The organism is Pseudomonas sp. Z18(2022), from assembly GCF_036346535.1.
GTDB lineage: Bacteria > Pseudomonadota > Gammaproteobacteria > Pseudomonadales > Pseudomonadaceae > Aquipseudomonas > Aquipseudomonas yamanorum_A.
In genome coordinates this window covers 23,389-38,592 of sequence record NZ_JAOTOA010000036.1, presented here as the reverse complement: position 1 = coordinate 38,592, position 15,204 = coordinate 23,389, and the positions used below count along the sequence as shown (strand labels likewise).

At 61.9% G+C, this 15,204-nt stretch carries 15 protein-coding genes; 3 read left to right on the top strand and 12 right to left on the bottom strand.

The genetic code is table 11. From position 1 onward, the window contains the following. Window positions 1–464, top strand: a 464-nt coding sequence (locus V3W39_RS32415) for a DUF6396 domain-containing protein (RefSeq protein ID WP_330214086.1), incomplete at its 5' end; no start/stop codon positions are given. Window positions 465–727: 263 nt separating this feature from the next. On the opposite strand, the gene V3W39_RS32410 is transcribed toward V3W39_RS32415, so the two are convergent. The 8 genes from V3W39_RS32410 to cpaB are packed head-to-tail and all read right to left on the bottom strand — an operon-like array spanning window position 728 to window position 8,182. After that, entirely contained in the window at window positions 728–1,006 is a 279-nt protein-coding gene (locus tag V3W39_RS32410) for a DUF3613 domain-containing protein (protein WP_259201057.1), read from the bottom strand. 22 nt (window positions 1,007–1,028) lie between these two features. Then, window positions 1,029–1,751 (bottom strand): tetratricopeptide repeat protein, encoded by a 723-nt coding sequence (locus V3W39_RS32405; RefSeq protein ID WP_177041455.1) that lies wholly within the window; start codon window positions 1,749–1,751, stop codon window positions 1,029–1,031. 11 nt (window positions 1,752–1,762) lie between these two features. Continuing rightward, entirely contained in the window at window positions 1,763–2,647 is an 885-nt protein-coding gene (locus tag V3W39_RS32400; protein WP_177129875.1) for a type II secretion system F family protein, read from the bottom strand. A gap of 1 nt (window position 2,648) precedes the next feature. Further along, window positions 2,649–3,533 (bottom strand): type II secretion system F family protein, encoded by an 885-nt coding sequence (locus tag V3W39_RS32395; RefSeq protein ID WP_177041459.1) that lies wholly within the window; start codon window positions 3,531–3,533, stop codon window positions 2,649–2,651. Between the two features lie 11 nt (window positions 3,534–3,544). Next, window positions 3,545–4,816, bottom strand: coding sequence for a CpaF family protein (locus V3W39_RS32390; RefSeq protein WP_330214085.1), 1,272 nt, complete (start codon window positions 4,814–4,816; stop codon window positions 3,545–3,547). Next, window positions 4,813–6,003: a pilus assembly protein gene (locus V3W39_RS32385; protein ID WP_259201058.1), complete on the bottom strand. Its 1,191-nt coding sequence runs from the start codon at window positions 6,001–6,003 to the stop codon at window positions 4,813–4,815. Before V3W39_RS32385 ends, V3W39_RS32390 begins: the two co-directional genes overlap by 4 nt. Next, window positions 6,000–7,223 (bottom strand): type II and III secretion system protein family protein, encoded by a 1,224-nt coding sequence (locus tag V3W39_RS32380; protein WP_177076266.1) that lies wholly within the window; start codon window positions 7,221–7,223, stop codon window positions 6,000–6,002. Before V3W39_RS32380 ends, V3W39_RS32385 begins: the two co-directional genes overlap by 4 nt. A 20-nt stretch (window positions 7,224–7,243) precedes the next feature. After that, complete coding sequence (gene cpaB, locus V3W39_RS32375; RefSeq protein WP_177041467.1) at window positions 7,244–8,182, bottom strand: Flp pilus assembly protein CpaB; 939 nt, start codon at window positions 8,180–8,182, stop codon at window positions 7,244–7,246. 314 nt (window positions 8,183–8,496) lie between these two features. Between cpaB and V3W39_RS32370 the strand changes: the two genes are divergently transcribed. Then, window positions 8,497–8,688 (top strand): Flp family type IVb pilin, encoded by a 192-nt coding sequence (locus tag V3W39_RS32370; protein ID WP_177041468.1) that lies wholly within the window; start codon window positions 8,497–8,499, stop codon window positions 8,686–8,688. A 66-nt stretch (window positions 8,689–8,754) separates the two neighbouring features. Continuing rightward, complete coding sequence (locus V3W39_RS32365; protein WP_177041470.1) at window positions 8,755–9,162, top strand: response regulator; 408 nt, start codon at window positions 8,755–8,757, stop codon at window positions 9,160–9,162. Between the two features lie 27 nt (window positions 9,163–9,189). Here V3W39_RS32365 and V3W39_RS32360 read toward each other — a convergent pair whose 3' ends face one another. The 4 genes from V3W39_RS32360 to V3W39_RS32345 all read right to left on the bottom strand — a co-directional run bounded on the left by V3W39_RS32360 (window position 9,190) and on the right by V3W39_RS32345 (window position 15,178). Continuing rightward, window positions 9,190–10,875, bottom strand: a complete 1,686-nt coding sequence (locus V3W39_RS32360) for a ShlB/FhaC/HecB family hemolysin secretion/activation protein (protein WP_177120480.1) — start codon at window positions 10,873–10,875, stop codon at window positions 9,190–9,192. A gap of 175 nt (window positions 10,876–11,050) precedes the next feature. Next, window positions 11,051–12,682: a collagen-like triple helix repeat-containing protein gene (locus V3W39_RS32355; RefSeq protein WP_330214084.1), complete on the bottom strand. Its 1,632-nt coding sequence runs from the start codon at window positions 12,680–12,682 to the stop codon at window positions 11,051–11,053. Between the two features lie 292 nt (window positions 12,683–12,974). Beyond that, window positions 12,975–13,823 (bottom strand): MaoC family dehydratase, encoded by an 849-nt coding sequence (locus V3W39_RS32350; protein ID WP_330214083.1) that lies wholly within the window; start codon window positions 13,821–13,823, stop codon window positions 12,975–12,977. A 2-nt stretch (window positions 13,824–13,825) separates the two neighbouring features. Continuing rightward, a complete protein-coding gene (locus V3W39_RS32345) occupies window positions 13,826–15,178 on the bottom strand; it encodes a 3-oxoacyl-ACP reductase (RefSeq protein ID WP_330214082.1) in 1,353 nt (450 codons plus the stop codon). Between the last annotated feature and the right edge of the window lie 26 nt (window positions 15,179–15,204).

The window sequence follows — 15,204 nt, the reverse complement described above, 5'->3', positions numbered from 1 at the left end:
ACTACTCCTACGCCGCCCCCTCAGTCCCCGAGATCAATGAAATCCTCCCTTTGCCACCGGCCAAACTCCCTGCCTGGGACGGCAAGCTGCAATGGCTGGAAGCCCGCCTCGCCAACATCCCGCCAGAAAAGCCCAGTGAAGCGTTAATCAACCAACTGGCCAAGGCCATGGTCCTCGACCCAGCGACCGGAAAACCCATGCCTGGCTCGCCAGCGTTCAGCGAAACCAACTTCCTGGGGCCGACCTTCGGAAGCGGCGAAGCGTGCCCGCAGAGCGGCTACTGGAGGATCAGGTGGAGTGGCCGAGGGCGGTACTATTTGTTGCAAGCCAACGGTGCTCGCTACTTCGAACAAGGCGAGATCATGCCGAAGGCCGAAGTCGACTTTGATCGCAAGCGCATGTGGCCTCTTTCCGTGAAGATCGTAAAGACAGAAATAGGGGTGACATGGGGACTGCTTGGATGAGGCGCTACGCTCTTATAGGGCTGCGATTGAACGCGCTTATTTAGCCTAAACCCCTACCGCCGCAGGATTTGAACCCATGGCGGAAACAGGGCCCGTGCTTTACTCCATCGAGTCGGTAAGTTGCCCAGTGTCGTCCCGGGAGCCTCTGATTTTGTTTTTCATGGGGTTGCTATTTTCTTTGGCGAAAAAGTGCACTGGTAGCCCTGAAAAATCATGTATTTCTCGTCCTTGCCGCACCATTTGGCACTTCCCCCCCCCCAGGCCTAGTTGCTGGAGCCACCACCGGGGGCCGTGCCGCCCTGTTTCTGGTCGTAGTACTCGGGAATAGGGTACTTGTAACTCTCCAGCAAACGTTGCAAGGCTAGGTCGCGTTCAGCGGGCGTGGCCTTTTGCACCTTGGCGGACGCCCGTTCGCCGCTGACTTGCATCTGCAGCCAGCCCTCGGTCTGTTTTTGCTGTGGCGAAGACGGCCCGGGTTCAATCGCCAGCGCTGTCAGCGGCACGCTGGCTGAGAGCAGGGCGGCAAGCAGTGTGAGTTTCATCGTGTGTACTCCCTTCAGAAACCTATTTGACCGACGCCGGCGGCACGTCGCTGACGGCAGCGACCTGATCCTTCGGCGCTGCCGCCGTTGATGTGGGCGCCTTGAGTTGCTGCGCCCGCGCTTGGGCCTGCGTCACCTGTTCGGGGCTCAGGCCCATGCGGCTGGCCACTTGTGCGGCTTGCTCCCAGTTGTCCTGGTAGATCATCAGCGTCACCAGATTGATCGCTGCCAGTTGATCACTCTGCTTGAGCTCCATGGCCGTGAGGAATTCAAAGCGCGCATCTTCCAGGCGCCGTTGGTTGAGGTACACGACGCCCAGGTCGTTGCGGATTTTCTCGTCGGTGGGCGACATCTTCGCCGCGCGTTGCAAGTGCGCCATGGCCTGGCCGTTATCACCCCGGGCTGCGGCCAGTTGGCCCAGGCCGTGCTCGCCTTCGGCAGCCATGCAGGTGCCGAGCAGGCTGCGGTACAACGGTTCGGCTTCGCTGCGCCCCAGCAGGCGGTACACCTTGGCCTGGCGCTGGCGCACCTGGGGCAAGGTGTCCGGCAGGTTTTGCAGGTTGGCCAGGCTGGCGTGCAGCTTGCCCTCGTTGGCCATGTCGTCGGCCAGGTTCAACGACAACTCCTGATTGGAATTGGGCTTGGCACAACTGCCCTGCGCGCTGAACCCTGCCCACGGCAGCTGTCCGTTACTGGCGCAACCGCCCAACAACAACAGGCTGCACGCGATCATCACGGTCTTCATGGCATGTCCTCTTAAAACGTGAAGGCTTTGGCGATGGCGATAAAGCCAGGGCCGGCCAATACGATCAGTAGTGCGGGAAACAGGAACAGCATCATCACCACGGACATCTTGGCGGACATCTTGGAAATGTATTCCTGCAAGCGGGTCAGGCGCCGGTCATCCAGCAGCAGCTTGAGCGATTGCAGTGACTTCATTGCACCACCGCCCTGATGCAGCAGCTGCTGGAGGATCAGGCAGGTGTCGGTGAGTTCATCCACGGCCAGCACCTGACTGGCCTTGTTCAGTTCTTCGCCCAGCTCCAGTCCCGAATCGACGCGCGCCAGCACCAGGCGCAGTTCGGCGGTCAGCACCGGCAACAGTTTCTGTGCGTCGTAGGCCATGACCCGAAGCGCCTGCTCTACGGCCATGCCGGACTCAAACAGGATGCGCACCAGGGGAATGAAGGTCGTCACTTCCCGGCCGATTTGTGCCTGGCGCTTTTTGGCGAGAGAAACCAGGACTCGCTTGGGCAGCAGGTAACCGATGATCAGGCCCAGCAGGGCGATCACAGCACCATGCTCGGTGTCGGGAAAAAACACATTCAGTGCCAGCGCGGTCAGGCCCAACAGGAGTATCGGCGCGCCGATCTGGCAGGCGGCGAACATCGAACGCTGGCTGGCCTTTCTCCAGCCCATGCGGTTGAGCAGGGTTTGGGTTTCGTTGTCGAGGCTGACGGTGCGCTGGCCGATCCGGGTACTGCCCAACTGGTGCAACCACTCACTCATCTTGTCGTTGCGGCCCGGCTCGCCTTGCAACCGTTGGGTGACCAGGCGTTGTTGACGACGACTGCTCAAGATATTGGCCAGCAGCAGCGATAACGCGGCAAGAAACAATACGGCACTGATCACTATTGCCATCTCATATGCTCCGCAACATGCGCCATAGCACCACGCAGCCGGTGATTTGCAAGGCGAACGCAGCGAGCATCAGGCGCTGGCCACTGTGGTCATCCCACATGGCCATCAGGTACGTCGGATTAACGATCAGGAAGTAGCCCGCGACACTCACCGGCAGCACTGCGAGTACCAGCGCGGTCACTCGGGTTTCCCCCGTCATGGCGCGTAATTGCCGGGCGCCCTGGTCGCGCTCGCGAATCATCTTGATCAGGTTTTCCAGCAGCTCACTGGCGTTGCCTCCGTAGCGGTGGTTGACCTTGAGGCCCAGGGCAAACAGGCGCAGTTCATCCTGCTCATAAAACTCGGCATAGTCTTGAGCCGCATCGGGCAGGCTGACACCCAGTTGCACATTGCGCTTGATGCGGCCCATGGATTTTTTCAACGGGTCGTCGCTGGCATCGATGCCGCTCAAGATCGCATCCGCGAGGGTGCGCCCGGATTTGAGGCTGCGTACGGCGTGGTCTAGCAATTGCGGCAGTTGCTCGATCATTCGGCGCAGCCGGCGGCGGTAGCGTACGGCGATGTACAGGCGTAATGCCAAAGGCGGTGCCACCACCATCACGAACAGGCCTATCCACTGGCCCAGGAGCCCTCCCAGCAGGGCGCCAACGGCCCACAGGGTCAGCCACAGGCCCAGGCGTTCGGTGGGCCTGCCAAGGCCTGCACGGATAAACGTGCGCTCCAGGCTGGTGGCTACCGCGTTGTCTTTGATGGACTGGGGTTGCCCTTGGGCCAGGCGCACCAGCACCCGATCGGTCTGGGCCTGGCGCAAACCGTTGCGCAGCAGGCCTATCCCCAGTACCAGAAAGGCCACGGCGAGCAGGGCGAGCAAAATCGGAACGATCATCGGGTTGCCTCCTACACCGGCAGGTGGCCTTCGTGGCGCAACTTGTCACCCGCGGGATTGACGGCTTCGCGCAGGAAGCCGAAGCCGGTGCGCTTGTCGTGGCGAAACAGGGTGTTGGTGACGTACACGTCCTCGCGGATGCCCACCACTTCCACTATTTCGCTGACGCAACGGCGGCCGTCGGGCAGGCGCGTCAGCTGGATTACCACGTCCAGCGCGGCACAGATCATTTGCCGCAGGGTTTTTTCCGCCACCACCCGGCCGGTCAGGCCCACCAGGGTTTCCAGACGCAGCAGGGCGTCCTGAGCGTTGTTGGCGTGCACGGTGCTCATCGAGCCGTCGTGGCCGGTGTTCATGGCGGTCAATACGTCGATGACTTCCACACCCCGAATCTCGCCGAGGATGATCCGGTCGGGCCGCATCCGCAGGGCGTTGCGGATCAGGTCACTGGCTTTCACCTCACCATGCCCCTCGGCGTTGGGCGGGCGGGTTTCCAGGCGCACGACGTGAGGATGGCCCAGTTGCAACTCGGCCACGTCTTCAATGGTGACCAGGCGTTCGCGGGGGTTGATCAACTGGCTGAGAATGTTCAGCAGCGTGGTCTTGCCGGTGCCGGTACCGCCGCTGATCAGGATGTTGCAGCGTTTGCCGACGGCGTCCTGGAAGAACTCGAAAATCGCCTGGTCGATGGTTTGCATGGCCACCAGGTCGCTGCTTTTGAGCATGTCCTTGCGAAACTTTCGAATCGACAGGCAGGGCCCGTCCAGGGCAATCGGCGGGATGATCGCATTGACCCGGCTGCCATCGGGCAGGCGCGCATCGACCATCGGCGACGACTCATCCAGCCGCCGTCCCAGCGGCGCGAGGATGCGCTGCATGACCCGCTCCACATGGTGGTCGTCGATGAAGCGCAAATCACTCTGCTGCAGCAGGCCATCGCGCTCGACGAATACCCGGTGCGGGCCGTTGACCAGAATCTCGGTGACGGACGGGTCACGCAGCAGCACTTCCAGCGGCCCGAAACCGGTGAGCTCGTCGACGATTTCTTCGGCCAGGCGCTCCATCTCATAGCGGGAAATCGCCAGGTGCATACGCGTGATGTATTCGGCGACCTTGTCGATTACAAATTGCGCCAGGGATTGGCGGGTGCCTTCCAGCAGGTTTTTCCCCGACTCTTCGATGGCATCGATGATGTAGCGATGCAGCACCAGTTTCAGGCCGTCGTGATCGGTGTTGCCGACGCTGCCGCGAGGCGGAACACCAAACAGCTTCTCGCCGCTCATTTGGTCCTCAGCAGGCGGTTAAGCCAGTTGGTGGAGGGTTTTTCCAAGCCTTCGGAGCGTTTTGCCAGGCGCTCGCCCAAGGCGCGCAACGCTTGGGTCAGGCTTTCCCGAGGCGCCAGGGAGAACAGGGTCTGGGCCTGGTTTTTCGCGCTCAGGCGCACCTCCGGGCTCCAGGGCAATACCGCAATCACTTCCAGCCCGAAGCTTTTTTCCAGCGCTTCCGAGTCCGGGGCGGCGCCTTTGAGGTAGCGGTCCACCAGCAGCCGGGCATGGTCCAGTTTCATGCCTTTTTCGCGCCACAGGTTGAGCACCGCCAGGTTGCGGCGACAGTCCGGCACGCTTTGGTCGGTGCACCACAGCAGCTTGTCGCAATGGCTGACAAAGGTGCGCAAGGCTTCACTGTCGGGTTGCCCGGTCAGGTTCACCACAATGTGCTGGAAGTGCTGGCGCAGGGCGCTGAGCAACATGTACAGCTCGGCCGCGCTGGTACGCTCCAGCGGCTCGTCGTTTTGGTGATAGGCGAGGATGCGCAGGCCTGCTTCGGCTGACGTGAAGGCGCTGTTGATCAGGGTCGAGTCCAGGCGGCGCAGGTGGCGCAGGGCATCGCCGAAATGAAAAGAACTTTCCAGCCCCAGCAATGCCAGGCTGTCTGCGAGGGGCAGGCCCAGGTCGAGCAATAAGGTTTGCTGCCCGCTCTTTTGCACCACCAACGCCAGGTGGCTGGCGATCAGCGCGCCGTCAGCATTGCCCTGGGTGCCATAGAGCACGGTCAGCCCGCCCAGATGGGCATTGGGGGTCACTGCCGGCAAGCGTTTACTCAGGCGGCGGACCAGGCCGGCGACTTCACTGGAGCGTGAGCCGTAGGCCACAAAGTCCCGTGCGCCGGCACGCATCGCGTTCAGCACGAGCTGGTTGTCCATGCCGTCGCCCAAGGCCACGATGGCGAGCATGGGCTTGGCTTCCAGGGCGCCTTCGATCAGGGCGCACTGGGTGGTCACGTGTTCGCGGTCCAGGCCAATGAACACCAGGTTGGCGAACGTCACGTCCACCAGCGCCAACAATTCGTCGAGGCTGCCGGCGCCGGCGCTGACCACTTGGCCCAAGGGCGCTAGGGCACCCTGAAGCCATTCCAGATCCGTGGTGTTGCGGGTGATTGCCAAAAAGGTCTGGCTCAGGCTCTCGCTCATTCGGACAGTCCACTGCGGCGGTCGAAATTGCCGTTTTCGAGGAAATACAGGCGGTACCAGTTAGGGTCGTAGTTGCGCAGTTTTTCTCCTGGCAACGAAGGCAGTTGGGCGTTGGCAGCCAGGGGCTGAACAAGGTGTGGGGTGACGATCATCAGCAACTCTTTTTCCTGGCGGCTGACGCTGGAGTCGCGAAAGAACGCACCCAGGATCGGGATGTCGCCCAGGCCCGGAAACTTGCTGACGCTGGAGGTGTTGTTGGTGCTGATCAGGCCGCTGATCACGAAGCTTTCGCCGTCGGCCAGGGAGATGCTGGTGTCGGTACGGCGGATCGTCAGCGCCGGTACCGAAATGCCCTGGATGGTGACCGCGTTGCTGTAGTCCAGCTCACTGACCTCCGGCGCGACCTTCAGGGAAATCCGCCCATGGTCGATGACGGTCGGGGTCAGGGTCAGGCGGATGCCGAACTCCTTGTATTCGATGGAGATGGTGTTGCTGCCGCTGCTGGGCACCGGGATCGGCACTTCACCACCGGCGAGGAAGGTCGCACTTTGCCCACTGAGCGCCACCAGGCTTGGGCGGGCCAGGGTGTAAGCAAACCCGCTGCTTTCCAGGGCGTTGATCATGGCCGAGACACGCCCGCCGCCAAAGCCGATGTTGAAGGTGTCGTTGTTCACCGGCAGTCCCCGGAATCCCGTGGCTGCCGCGTTGGCGACATTGTTTGGGGCACCGAACAGAAAGTTGCCACCCCGGCCAAATATCGAGGTACTGGCCTCCTTGAGTTTGGTGCGGCTCACTTCCACAAAACGGATGTCGGTTTGCACCTGGCTGGGCAGCGTCGGGTCATCGGACGGCGACAGGGCCAGGCTGGTCAGGGCCGACGTGGCCTTGCCCTGGACGAACACCATGCTCTGGCGCGGGCTGCTGGAACAGGCCGTCCAGACCATCAGGCTGGTGGTGCCAGGCGCCATGCCGGTGAGCAGGAAAGCCTGGTTGCCGTTGACCTGCACATCGGCCACTTTCGGATCGCCAATGGCCAGCCGCGTAATCGGCACCGGCGATTGAATGGCTTGTTGAGTGCCTTCGCCCACCTGCAGCACCGCCGGAAGCTGGCCCAGGCCAGCGCAGTTACCTGACGCTGCCAGTGCCGCCCCGACGGGCAGGCTCAGGGTGAAAAGAGCCCCGAATACTCGCGAAAAAAACCACACGGAACGACTGCTCATTCAAGGCATCCTTAGCACTTTCAGGGCGTTTGTTGAGTCACCTGGTTGCCGCGTATCACCTCGACCCCCGAGCGTTTTGGAGCACCATTGGCGGTGGCTTGGCCGAAGCTGTTGAGGGGCGCCGGGCTGAAAGACAATTGGTTGAACTGATAGAGATCGCGCTTGGTGTTTTCCAGGTTAATCGCGGACTCCGTTTCACCGGCCCAGTATTGGCTCAGCAGTTGTTCGTCGGCACTGCGTACAGCCAGGCGCAACACACCGGATTGGGCCGCGAGCATCAGCCGGCTCATGAGCTCCTCGGGTACCGCGAGGAGTACCGTGCGTGCGCTGGCGCGATTCTGCTGTGCCTTGAGTTTTTCGTCCGGGGTGCTCGGTGGTACGGAGCCGGGCTGGCCATCGTTGGTCAACCCCAATTGATCGCCCACGCCCAGCAGGCGCAAGGCGGGTACCACCACTTGTGCGGACTGCTGCGGGTTGCTGGCTTCCTGGCGCAGGAAGAGCAGGACGTCCACGTAGTCGCCCGGGTTGAGTTGCCCGCCGGCACCGATCACTTCATCCACCGCGACCGCCAGGGCTCGCTCGTTGGGGCGGATCATTCGCGCCAGGGTGCCGCCGGAGTTGAAGCTCTCTTCGGTCAGCCAGGTTCCGGCCGGCAGCGGCCGCCAAGGGATCTTGCCCACGGCCTGGTCGAGGCTGGTCAGGCTGCCGGCGGGTACCGTGCGCAGTCTTTCCAGGGTCAGGTCGGCGGCGGTAAGCACGACAAAGGGGGCAACATCATGGGCCAGGACCACCACGGGTTGGCGTGTCTGGTCTTCGGCTACGGGTTGTACAACGTCGGGTGATGGGGGTACGGGCGGGGCGACAGGGGCAGGGCGGCTGAGTACCAGGCCCCAGTAGCCTGCAATCAATGCACCTACCAATAGCAGCCCGGCAAGAATCAAGCTAATCCGACTGTTCATGAAGGCTCTCCCTTTCCTGCTGCATCCACTGCACTTTCCTACTAATGCCTGCGTATTCGGGTTACTGCGAGCGTCTAACTATTTCGCTATTTGAAGGTAGTTCAGCTAGGACAAAATGCCATTACTGGGCAGAAAATATCTCCAAGTCTTCTGAAAAAGGTGGATTTTTGGCGTCAGTCTGTCGACTACTACTTTGTGATTAATCAGTTCTTACAGTTGTTGGTATGGGGTTTGTTGACAATGCTCTAGTGGCACACCGGAATCATTTTGTAATGCCGCGGTACCAGCGCCATGGGCGCAAAGGAGAAGTCATTATGTTCCTTGATCTTGTTCGCATGGGTTTCATCAAAGTCCAGATTTTTTTCTACTCAAGAGAAGGTGCGTCGGGTATCGAGTACGCGTTGGTGGCCGCGATGGTTGCTATCGGCTTGGCTGCCTTTGTTACCCCCATCCGGAACGCGGTGACAAGCGTCTTTACGCAGATACAGGGCTCCATCCATACCTGACTCTGGTCCTCGCGCAAACACGTGCAGGTCTCGCTGAATGATCTATTGCGCATCAGGCATTTCTCCATGAATTCCTCTTTGTCTCCCCGGCAACAAATCCTTTTGGTGGACGATGAAGAGGACGCCCTCATTGAACTGGCCGAGTCGCTGGAGAATGAGGGCTTTGTCTGTTTTACCGCCACCTCGGTCACCTTCGCTTTGCAGGAGTTGACCCTGCATCCCGATATCGCCCTGGTGATCACCGACCTGCGTATGCCCGAGGAAAGCGGTATCTCCTTGATCAAGCGCCTGCGCGAACACACCTCACGCCAGCACCTGCCGGTGATCGTCATGTCTGGCCATGCCGAGATGGATGATGTCAGTGACATGCTGCGCTTGCAGGTGCTGGACCTGTTTCGCAAGCCGATCTACCTGGTACGGTTGATCGACACCCTCAACAGCCTTTTCCCCATTCCGAAAATCAGGCTCATGTAGGAGCGAGCGGGCTCGCTCCTACAGGGTTCAGAGTTGGTAGCTGAAACTCAACGTATACCGCGGCCGTCGATTGAAGCTGTCCAGGGCGATGTCCGACATTGGCTTGGCCGCTTCCAGCGCGATGTTGTAGTACTTGTTATCGCCGAAGCGCAGACCCACCGCCGCCGACGACATGTTGTTGCCCTTCACCGGCAGTTCGTTGAACCAGGTCTTGGCCTTGTCCAGCACCACGTAGGGCTGCAGGATTTTTACCCACTCGCCGCTGCGGTTGAAGCTGTAGTTGACCTCATACGCCACGCCCCAACCCTTGTCGCCCGAGCCCTGGTCATCCGGGTAACCGCGCCCGAAATTCTGCCCGCCGAACGTCGCCCGTTCGCTGTCGGGCAAGGTGTCGTCGCTCCAGTAAAAGGCCGCCGATGCGACGCCTTGCCAGTTGTCGAAGAACTTGTCGCTCTGCACGCCCGAGACGCGCAGGCGGAAGAAGTCGATGTCGGGCTTTATGCCCTCGAAGTCACTGCGGGTCTTGGCCCCCAGACCGTCGATGCCCTGGTACAGGCCGGCGCTGAGGATGCGCAGTTGGCGCGTGTCGGATTTGCGCCAGTCGCCTTCAAACGCCAGGGCGCGCAGGTTGGTTTCCAGGTCGAAACGTTGGGGGAAACCCACCAGTTGATAACGGGTGGTCTGGTCCACGGCATAGAGCCGCGTGCCCAGGGTCAGCGACTCGGTGGGGGAGGCGATCAGGGGATGGCTGAGGCCGATGGAATAGCGGTCGATTTCCTGGTGGGGCTTGAGTTCAAAACCACCGTCCAGTTGCACATTGCTGCGTGGGTCGGCGCGGTAGCGCTCGGCGTTGACCACCAGTTGGGTGCCCTCGGCATTCACGAACTGGCTGTAACCCAGGCGGTAGTAGTGCTCCTTGTCCTCGCCGGGCGGGAACAGGCCACTGACGCTCAACTGCTCGCCCATGGAGGTCTGGGAATTGCTGGTGCCGGTGATCAGGGCTTGCAGGCCGCCACGGCTGTCGTCGGTCATGCTCATGCTGCTGGTGAAGGGTTTGCGCGAGGCCTGGATCTGCATGCGCGTGCCGCCATCGGTGGTGCCCGGCGGCGGTACTTGCGCCTGCAGCGTCACACCCGGGATACGCCCCATCAACGTGGTGTAGCGTTCGAAGGTCTTGCGGGTCAGCGGGCGCTCGGCCAGCAGCTTGGCTGCCAGTTTGTCGACGTAGGCCGAGACTGAACCGATGTCGCCCTGAATGTTGTAATCCTTGATGTAGCCCTCCACCAGCACCACGTGCACCAGGCCGTTTTCGAAGCGCTGGTCGGGCAAGTAGGCGTAGGACAACAGGTAGCCATCCTGCTGGTAGCGGCGGGTGATGCCGCGGGTGGCTTCAATCAATTGGGCGACCGTGGTTTCGTGACCAATCAGCGGCTCGAAAACCTGGGCCACGTCCTTGAGCGGGTAGATCGTGCCTCCGTCGATTTGCAGCTTGCGAATGGTCACTTTGGTGTCCATCAACAGCGGCTGGCCCTGGGTGGCCGCCGGCTCCGGCAATTGGGTCTGCGGGGTGACCGGGCGGTAGGCATCCGCGGGGAGGTTGGGGACCGGCAGGTTGCGAATGGTGTCGTTACTGTTGAGGAAACTGGGCAGGGTCTCGGCGTGGACACTGGAAGCAATGAGGGTGAGCAGAAACAAAGGCGTCAGGGCGCGCATAGGACACTCCATGGTCAAACTGCAGCAGCGTTTCGCGGATTCCCGCCGGGTTCTGGGGCGCGGTTCGGGAGGGCCTTTCACTGGCCAATAAAAAAGACGAGAGACTCATTGGAATCTCTCGTCTCAACCAAGCGTAGGCGCTGGAGGGGAGGCCGTCTAATGGCCAGGTGCAATTCTATTTTTTGCCAGTCAGCCCACCGAGCAAGCCGCCCAGACCACCGCCTGTGTTTGCGTTTGCAGTGCCGCCGGCAGAAGCGCTGGCACCCACATTCAAACCACCGAGCAGGCCGCCACCGCTACCGCTGGTGCCACCGGTGACCAAGCCGCCCACCGAGCCGACAGTGCCGCCGACGGCATTCAGGGTACCGCCCAAGGCGTTAGTGATCGGGTTGGCATTGGCTGCCGTCAGGTTGGCGCCCAGGCCGCTGACTGCACCACCGACCTGAGTGACCAGACCGTTGACCGGGGCGCCGATACCGGTGCTGGTGCCGATGTTTTGGGTCAGGCCTGCCACGCCGGACGTCACTGGGTTCAGGGCTGCGCCGACATTCGTTGCCAGGCCGGCGACCGGAGCCGTGGCGCCTGTGTTGGCCACGCCGTTGCCGCCAATCAGCGTACCGAGGGACGCGACAGTGTTACCCACAGCGCCGCCGGTGATGCCTGTTGCACTGACAGTGCCGTTGGTATTACCGATATTCAAGCCGTTACCAACGTTGGCGACCAAACCGCCGACGAGTTCAGGCAGGCCCGACTGCGGGGTAGTGGTGGCGGGATTGACATAGCCACTCGACTTATCAAGGGTGCCGCCAACGCCCGTCAGCACGCCACCCACGAGCGTGCCCAGCGGGTTGTTGGTGCCGGCCACCTGGCCGCCCAGACCGGTGACCGTGGAGCCGACTTTATCCAGGACGCCACCGACCGGGTTGCCCAGGCCGGTTTTATTCCCGAGGTTGCCGGTGGTGTTTTCCAGCAGGGAAACGACAGGGACCAGCACGCTTTTGCCGACGGTATTGGTCACGTTGCCCAGTGGTCCGGTGGTGCTGGCCGTGCTCAGGGTGTCGCCGAGCATGGTCACGGTTTGGCCGACCTTATCGACCAGGCCACCTGCCGCACCGCCCACGCCGCCGGTCAAACCGCCGACGACAGGAATACCGCCCAGCGTGGTGCCCAGGGTTTTGCCGGTGTTGGACACGCCAGTGCCCAGGTCGGCAACGCCATCGGCCACACCGGCAACGGTGGTACCCAAGGCATTGCTATTGGTGCCTAATGTTCCCAGCCCATTGGTCAGGCCGCTGCCGATGCTGTTGACGGCAGTGCCTGTCGCGGTGACCAGCCCGCCAGCGGTAGTGCCTACAATCGGGATGGTGGTCAGGGTTGTACCCAGGTCACCCACTGCGGTGCCGACATTACCGACAACACCACCGACGGCGCCAACTACCTGGCCAGTGACCAGAGGTGTGGTCGAACCGGTGCCGCCACCTGTTCCGCCGCCAGTGCCGCCACCGGTACCACCACCCGTGCCGCCGCCGGTGCCTCCACCGGTACCGCCACCTGTGCCACCGCCTGTGCCTCCACCAGTACCACCACCATCTGTCCCGCCGCCGGTACCGCCGCCAGTACCACCACCATCTGTCCCGCCGCCGGTACCACCGCCAGTACCGCCACCCGTTCCGCCGCCGGCATCCGGAGACGAAGCTGCAACGCTACTGTGATGACCGCCACCACCGCTGCTGCAGCCTCCGAGGCTTACTGCCAGAATCAGGGCCAGCGCGGTACTTGCTTTCCACAACACGACTTGAGTTTTCATGATTGAGATCCTTGCACCTGGTACAGCCTTTGTTGTTATCGAAGTTCGCTGTTTCTATGGGCAGCGATACATTCGTCCGTTACGGCTATAACAGTCTCGGAAGCTTTTTCTCGCAACGCTCAACTTGGTATTAACGATTTATATACAGGCAGGGCAGCGCCGCTTAGTGACTAATACCAAGGGTATATCGCAGGAGAGTTTAAAAGGGTGAGGGTCTTGAAAATCATGAAGTTAATAAACTTAGCGGGCTATCGATAGCCCGCTATAACTTAGGGTGTATATATACAATTAATCAGGCGATCGGCCGCCAGCGGCCAATCATATGCTCAATATCTGCGGCGCCCTTTAGTTGAAGTTCTCCGCTGGAGCCCGCGGCACTTGCCAATAAGATTACCTCGCTGGGCAAGCGCACCGGCTTTTTAAACTCGACGTCTATCTCGATATTCGCCGCAGGCAAATGCTCACTCAGGGCGGCCAGTGTGCGTGCCTTGTTCCACAGCCCATGGGCGATCGCCTGGGGGAAGCCGAACAGCTTGGCGGTGAGGGCGCTCAGGTGGATCGGGTTGTAGTCGCCGGACACCCGGGCGTAGCGGCGCCCGATATCGGCGGGGGCTTTCCAGCGGGTCAACTCGCTGACGCTGGCGGGCGCTTGCAGGGCGTTATCCGCCGGCACGCCGTCAAGCTTCACGCTGCGACAAAGCATCCGGCTTTCGGCTTCCCACAGCAGCCCCAGTGAATCCTCGACCGTGGTCACGATATCGAACGTCGCGCCCTTGGCATGGGGCTGCAGGTTCTGTGCGTAGACGCCGACCATCACGTCACTTATACCGCCCAACGGGCGCAGGATGCGGACCCGGTTGCTCAGGTGAATCAACCCCAGCAGCGGGAACGGGAATGCCTTGTCGGTGAGCAATTGCATCTGCAGGCCGAACGCCAGGATATGTGGATAAGTGGCCGGCAGCACCGGGCTCTCGGCAAACCCGCAGACCTTGCGGTAGGCGGCCACCTCCTTGGGGTTGACGCTGACCCGGCAGCGCAACCCTTGCTCGGGCAACGTGGTACCCGTGATCTTGCGTTTGAACGCCGCGCGCCAATACAGCGGCGGCAGGAACGGGGTGCTGCCTGATGTGTGCCACTCCATGCTTACGCTCCCAATAGACTTTGCCCACACACCCGCAGCGCCTGCCCGCTGACCGCGCCGGACCCTGGCTGGCCGAGCCACGCCACGGCTTCAGCGACGTCCTGAGGCAAGCCGCCCTGGCCCAATGAACTCATGCGGCGCCCGGCCTCACGCAGGGCGAAGGGAATATGCGCGGTCATCTGGGTTTCGATGAAGCCCGGGGCCACGGCGTTGATGCTGATCCCGCGCTCACCGAGCAATGGCGCCCAGGCCTGGGCCAGGCCGATCAGCCCGGCCTTGCTCGCGGCGTAGTTGGTTTGCCCGCGATTGCCGGCGATACCGCTGATGGAGGCCAGCAGCACCACGCGGCCGTTGTCGTGCAGAGTGCCGCTGTCCAGCAGCGCCTTGGTCAGCACCTGCGGCGCGTTGAGGTTGACGGCCAATACCGCGTCCCAATATTCCGGGGTCATGTTGGCCAGGGTTTTATCGCGGGTGATGCCAGCGTTGTGCACCACGATATCGATGCCGTCCGGCAGGTGTTCGATCAACTGCGTGGCGGCGTCTTCGGCGCAGATATCCAGGGCGATGCTGCGGGCGCCCAGGCGCGCGGCGAGAGCGTCGAGGTCGGCTTTGGCGGGCGGCACGTCGAGCAGAATCACCTCGGCACCGTCACGGGCCAGGGTTTCGGCAATCGAGGCGCCAATGCCACGGGCGGCGCCGGTCACCAGCGCCTTGCGCCCGGCGAGCGGCCGGGTCCAATCCTCGACCTGGGTCGAGCAGGCGTTCAGGCGAATCACCTGGCCGGAGATATAAGCGCTTTTAGGCGACAGGAAGAACCGCAACGCGCCTTCCAACTGGTCTTCGGCGCCTTCGCCCACATACAGCAATTGCAGGACGCCACCGCTGCGCAGCTCCTTGGCCAACGACCGGCTGAAGCCTTCAAGGGCACGCTGGGCGCTGGCGGCAAACGGGTCGCTGAGGCTTTCCGGGGCGCGGCCCAGGATCACCAGGTGCGCGCTGTGATCGAGATTTTTCAGCAGCGGCTGAAAGAATTCCCGCAGCTGCTTGAGTTGATCGGTGTGCTGCAGTTGGCTGGCGTCGAACACCACCGCCTTGAGCTTGGGCCCGTGGCCGGGAATCCAGGGGGTGGCCGCCGATGGTTCGGTGCCGTAGCTATAGATGGCGTCGGTCAGCTTGTTGGCGAACGGCAGGATGTGGGTCGCCAGAGGGCCACCGCCGATCAGCAAGGCACCTTCCACCGGCCGCAGGCGTCCGGCCTGCCAGCGTTCCAGGCGTACCGGCGACGGCAGGCCAATGGCGGCGACCAAACGATGGCCGAGGCTGGAGTTGGCGAAGTCGATATAACGGTCAGACATGGAACGCTCTCCGAATGCTGGGGTTC

Bases quoted from the DNA above. Each gene is read 5' to 3' on its own strand.
- V3W39_RS32410 (WP_259201057.1), bottom strand. From the start codon at position 1,006: ATGAAACTCACACTGCTTGCCGCCCTGCTCTCAGCCAGCGTGCCGCTG.
- V3W39_RS32405 (WP_177041455.1), bottom strand. From the start codon at position 1,751: ATGAAGACCGTGATGATCGCGTGCAGCCTGTTGTTGTTGGGCGGTTGC.
- V3W39_RS32400 (WP_177129875.1), bottom strand. From the start codon at position 2,647: ATGGCAATAGTGATCAGTGCCGTATTGTTTCTTGCCGCGTTATCGCTG.
- V3W39_RS32395 (WP_177041459.1), bottom strand. From the start codon at position 3,533: ATGATCGTTCCGATTTTGCTCGCCCTGCTCGCCGTGGCCTTTCTGGTA.
- V3W39_RS32390 (WP_330214085.1), bottom strand. From the start codon at position 4,816: ATGAGCGGCGAGAAGCTGTTTGGTGTTCCGCCTCGCGGCAGCGTCGGC.
- V3W39_RS32385 (WP_259201058.1), bottom strand. From the start codon at position 6,003: ATGAGCGAGAGCCTGAGCCAGACCTTTTTGGCAATCACCCGCAACACC.
- V3W39_RS32380 (WP_177076266.1), bottom strand. From the start codon at position 7,223: ATGAGCAGTCGTTCCGTGTGGTTTTTTTCGCGAGTATTCGGGGCTCTT.
- cpaB (WP_177041467.1), bottom strand. From the start codon at position 8,182: ATGAACAGTCGGATTAGCTTGATTCTTGCCGGGCTGCTATTGGTAGGT.
- V3W39_RS32370 (WP_177041468.1), top strand. From the start codon at position 8,497: ATGTTCCTTGATCTTGTTCGCATGGGTTTCATCAAAGTCCAGATTTTT.
- V3W39_RS32365 (WP_177041470.1), top strand. From the start codon at position 8,755: ATGAATTCCTCTTTGTCTCCCCGGCAACAAATCCTTTTGGTGGACGAT.
- V3W39_RS32360 (WP_177120480.1), bottom strand. From the start codon at position 10,875: ATGCGCGCCCTGACGCCTTTGTTTCTGCTCACCCTCATTGCTTCCAGT.
- V3W39_RS32355 (WP_330214084.1), bottom strand. From the start codon at position 12,682: ATGAAAACTCAAGTCGTGTTGTGGAAAGCAAGTACCGCGCTGGCCCTG.
- V3W39_RS32350 (WP_330214083.1), bottom strand. From the start codon at position 13,823: ATGGAGTGGCACACATCAGGCAGCACCCCGTTCCTGCCGCCGCTGTAT.
- V3W39_RS32345 (WP_330214082.1), bottom strand. From the start codon at position 15,178: ATGTCTGACCGTTATATCGACTTCGCCAACTCCAGCCTCGGCCATCGT.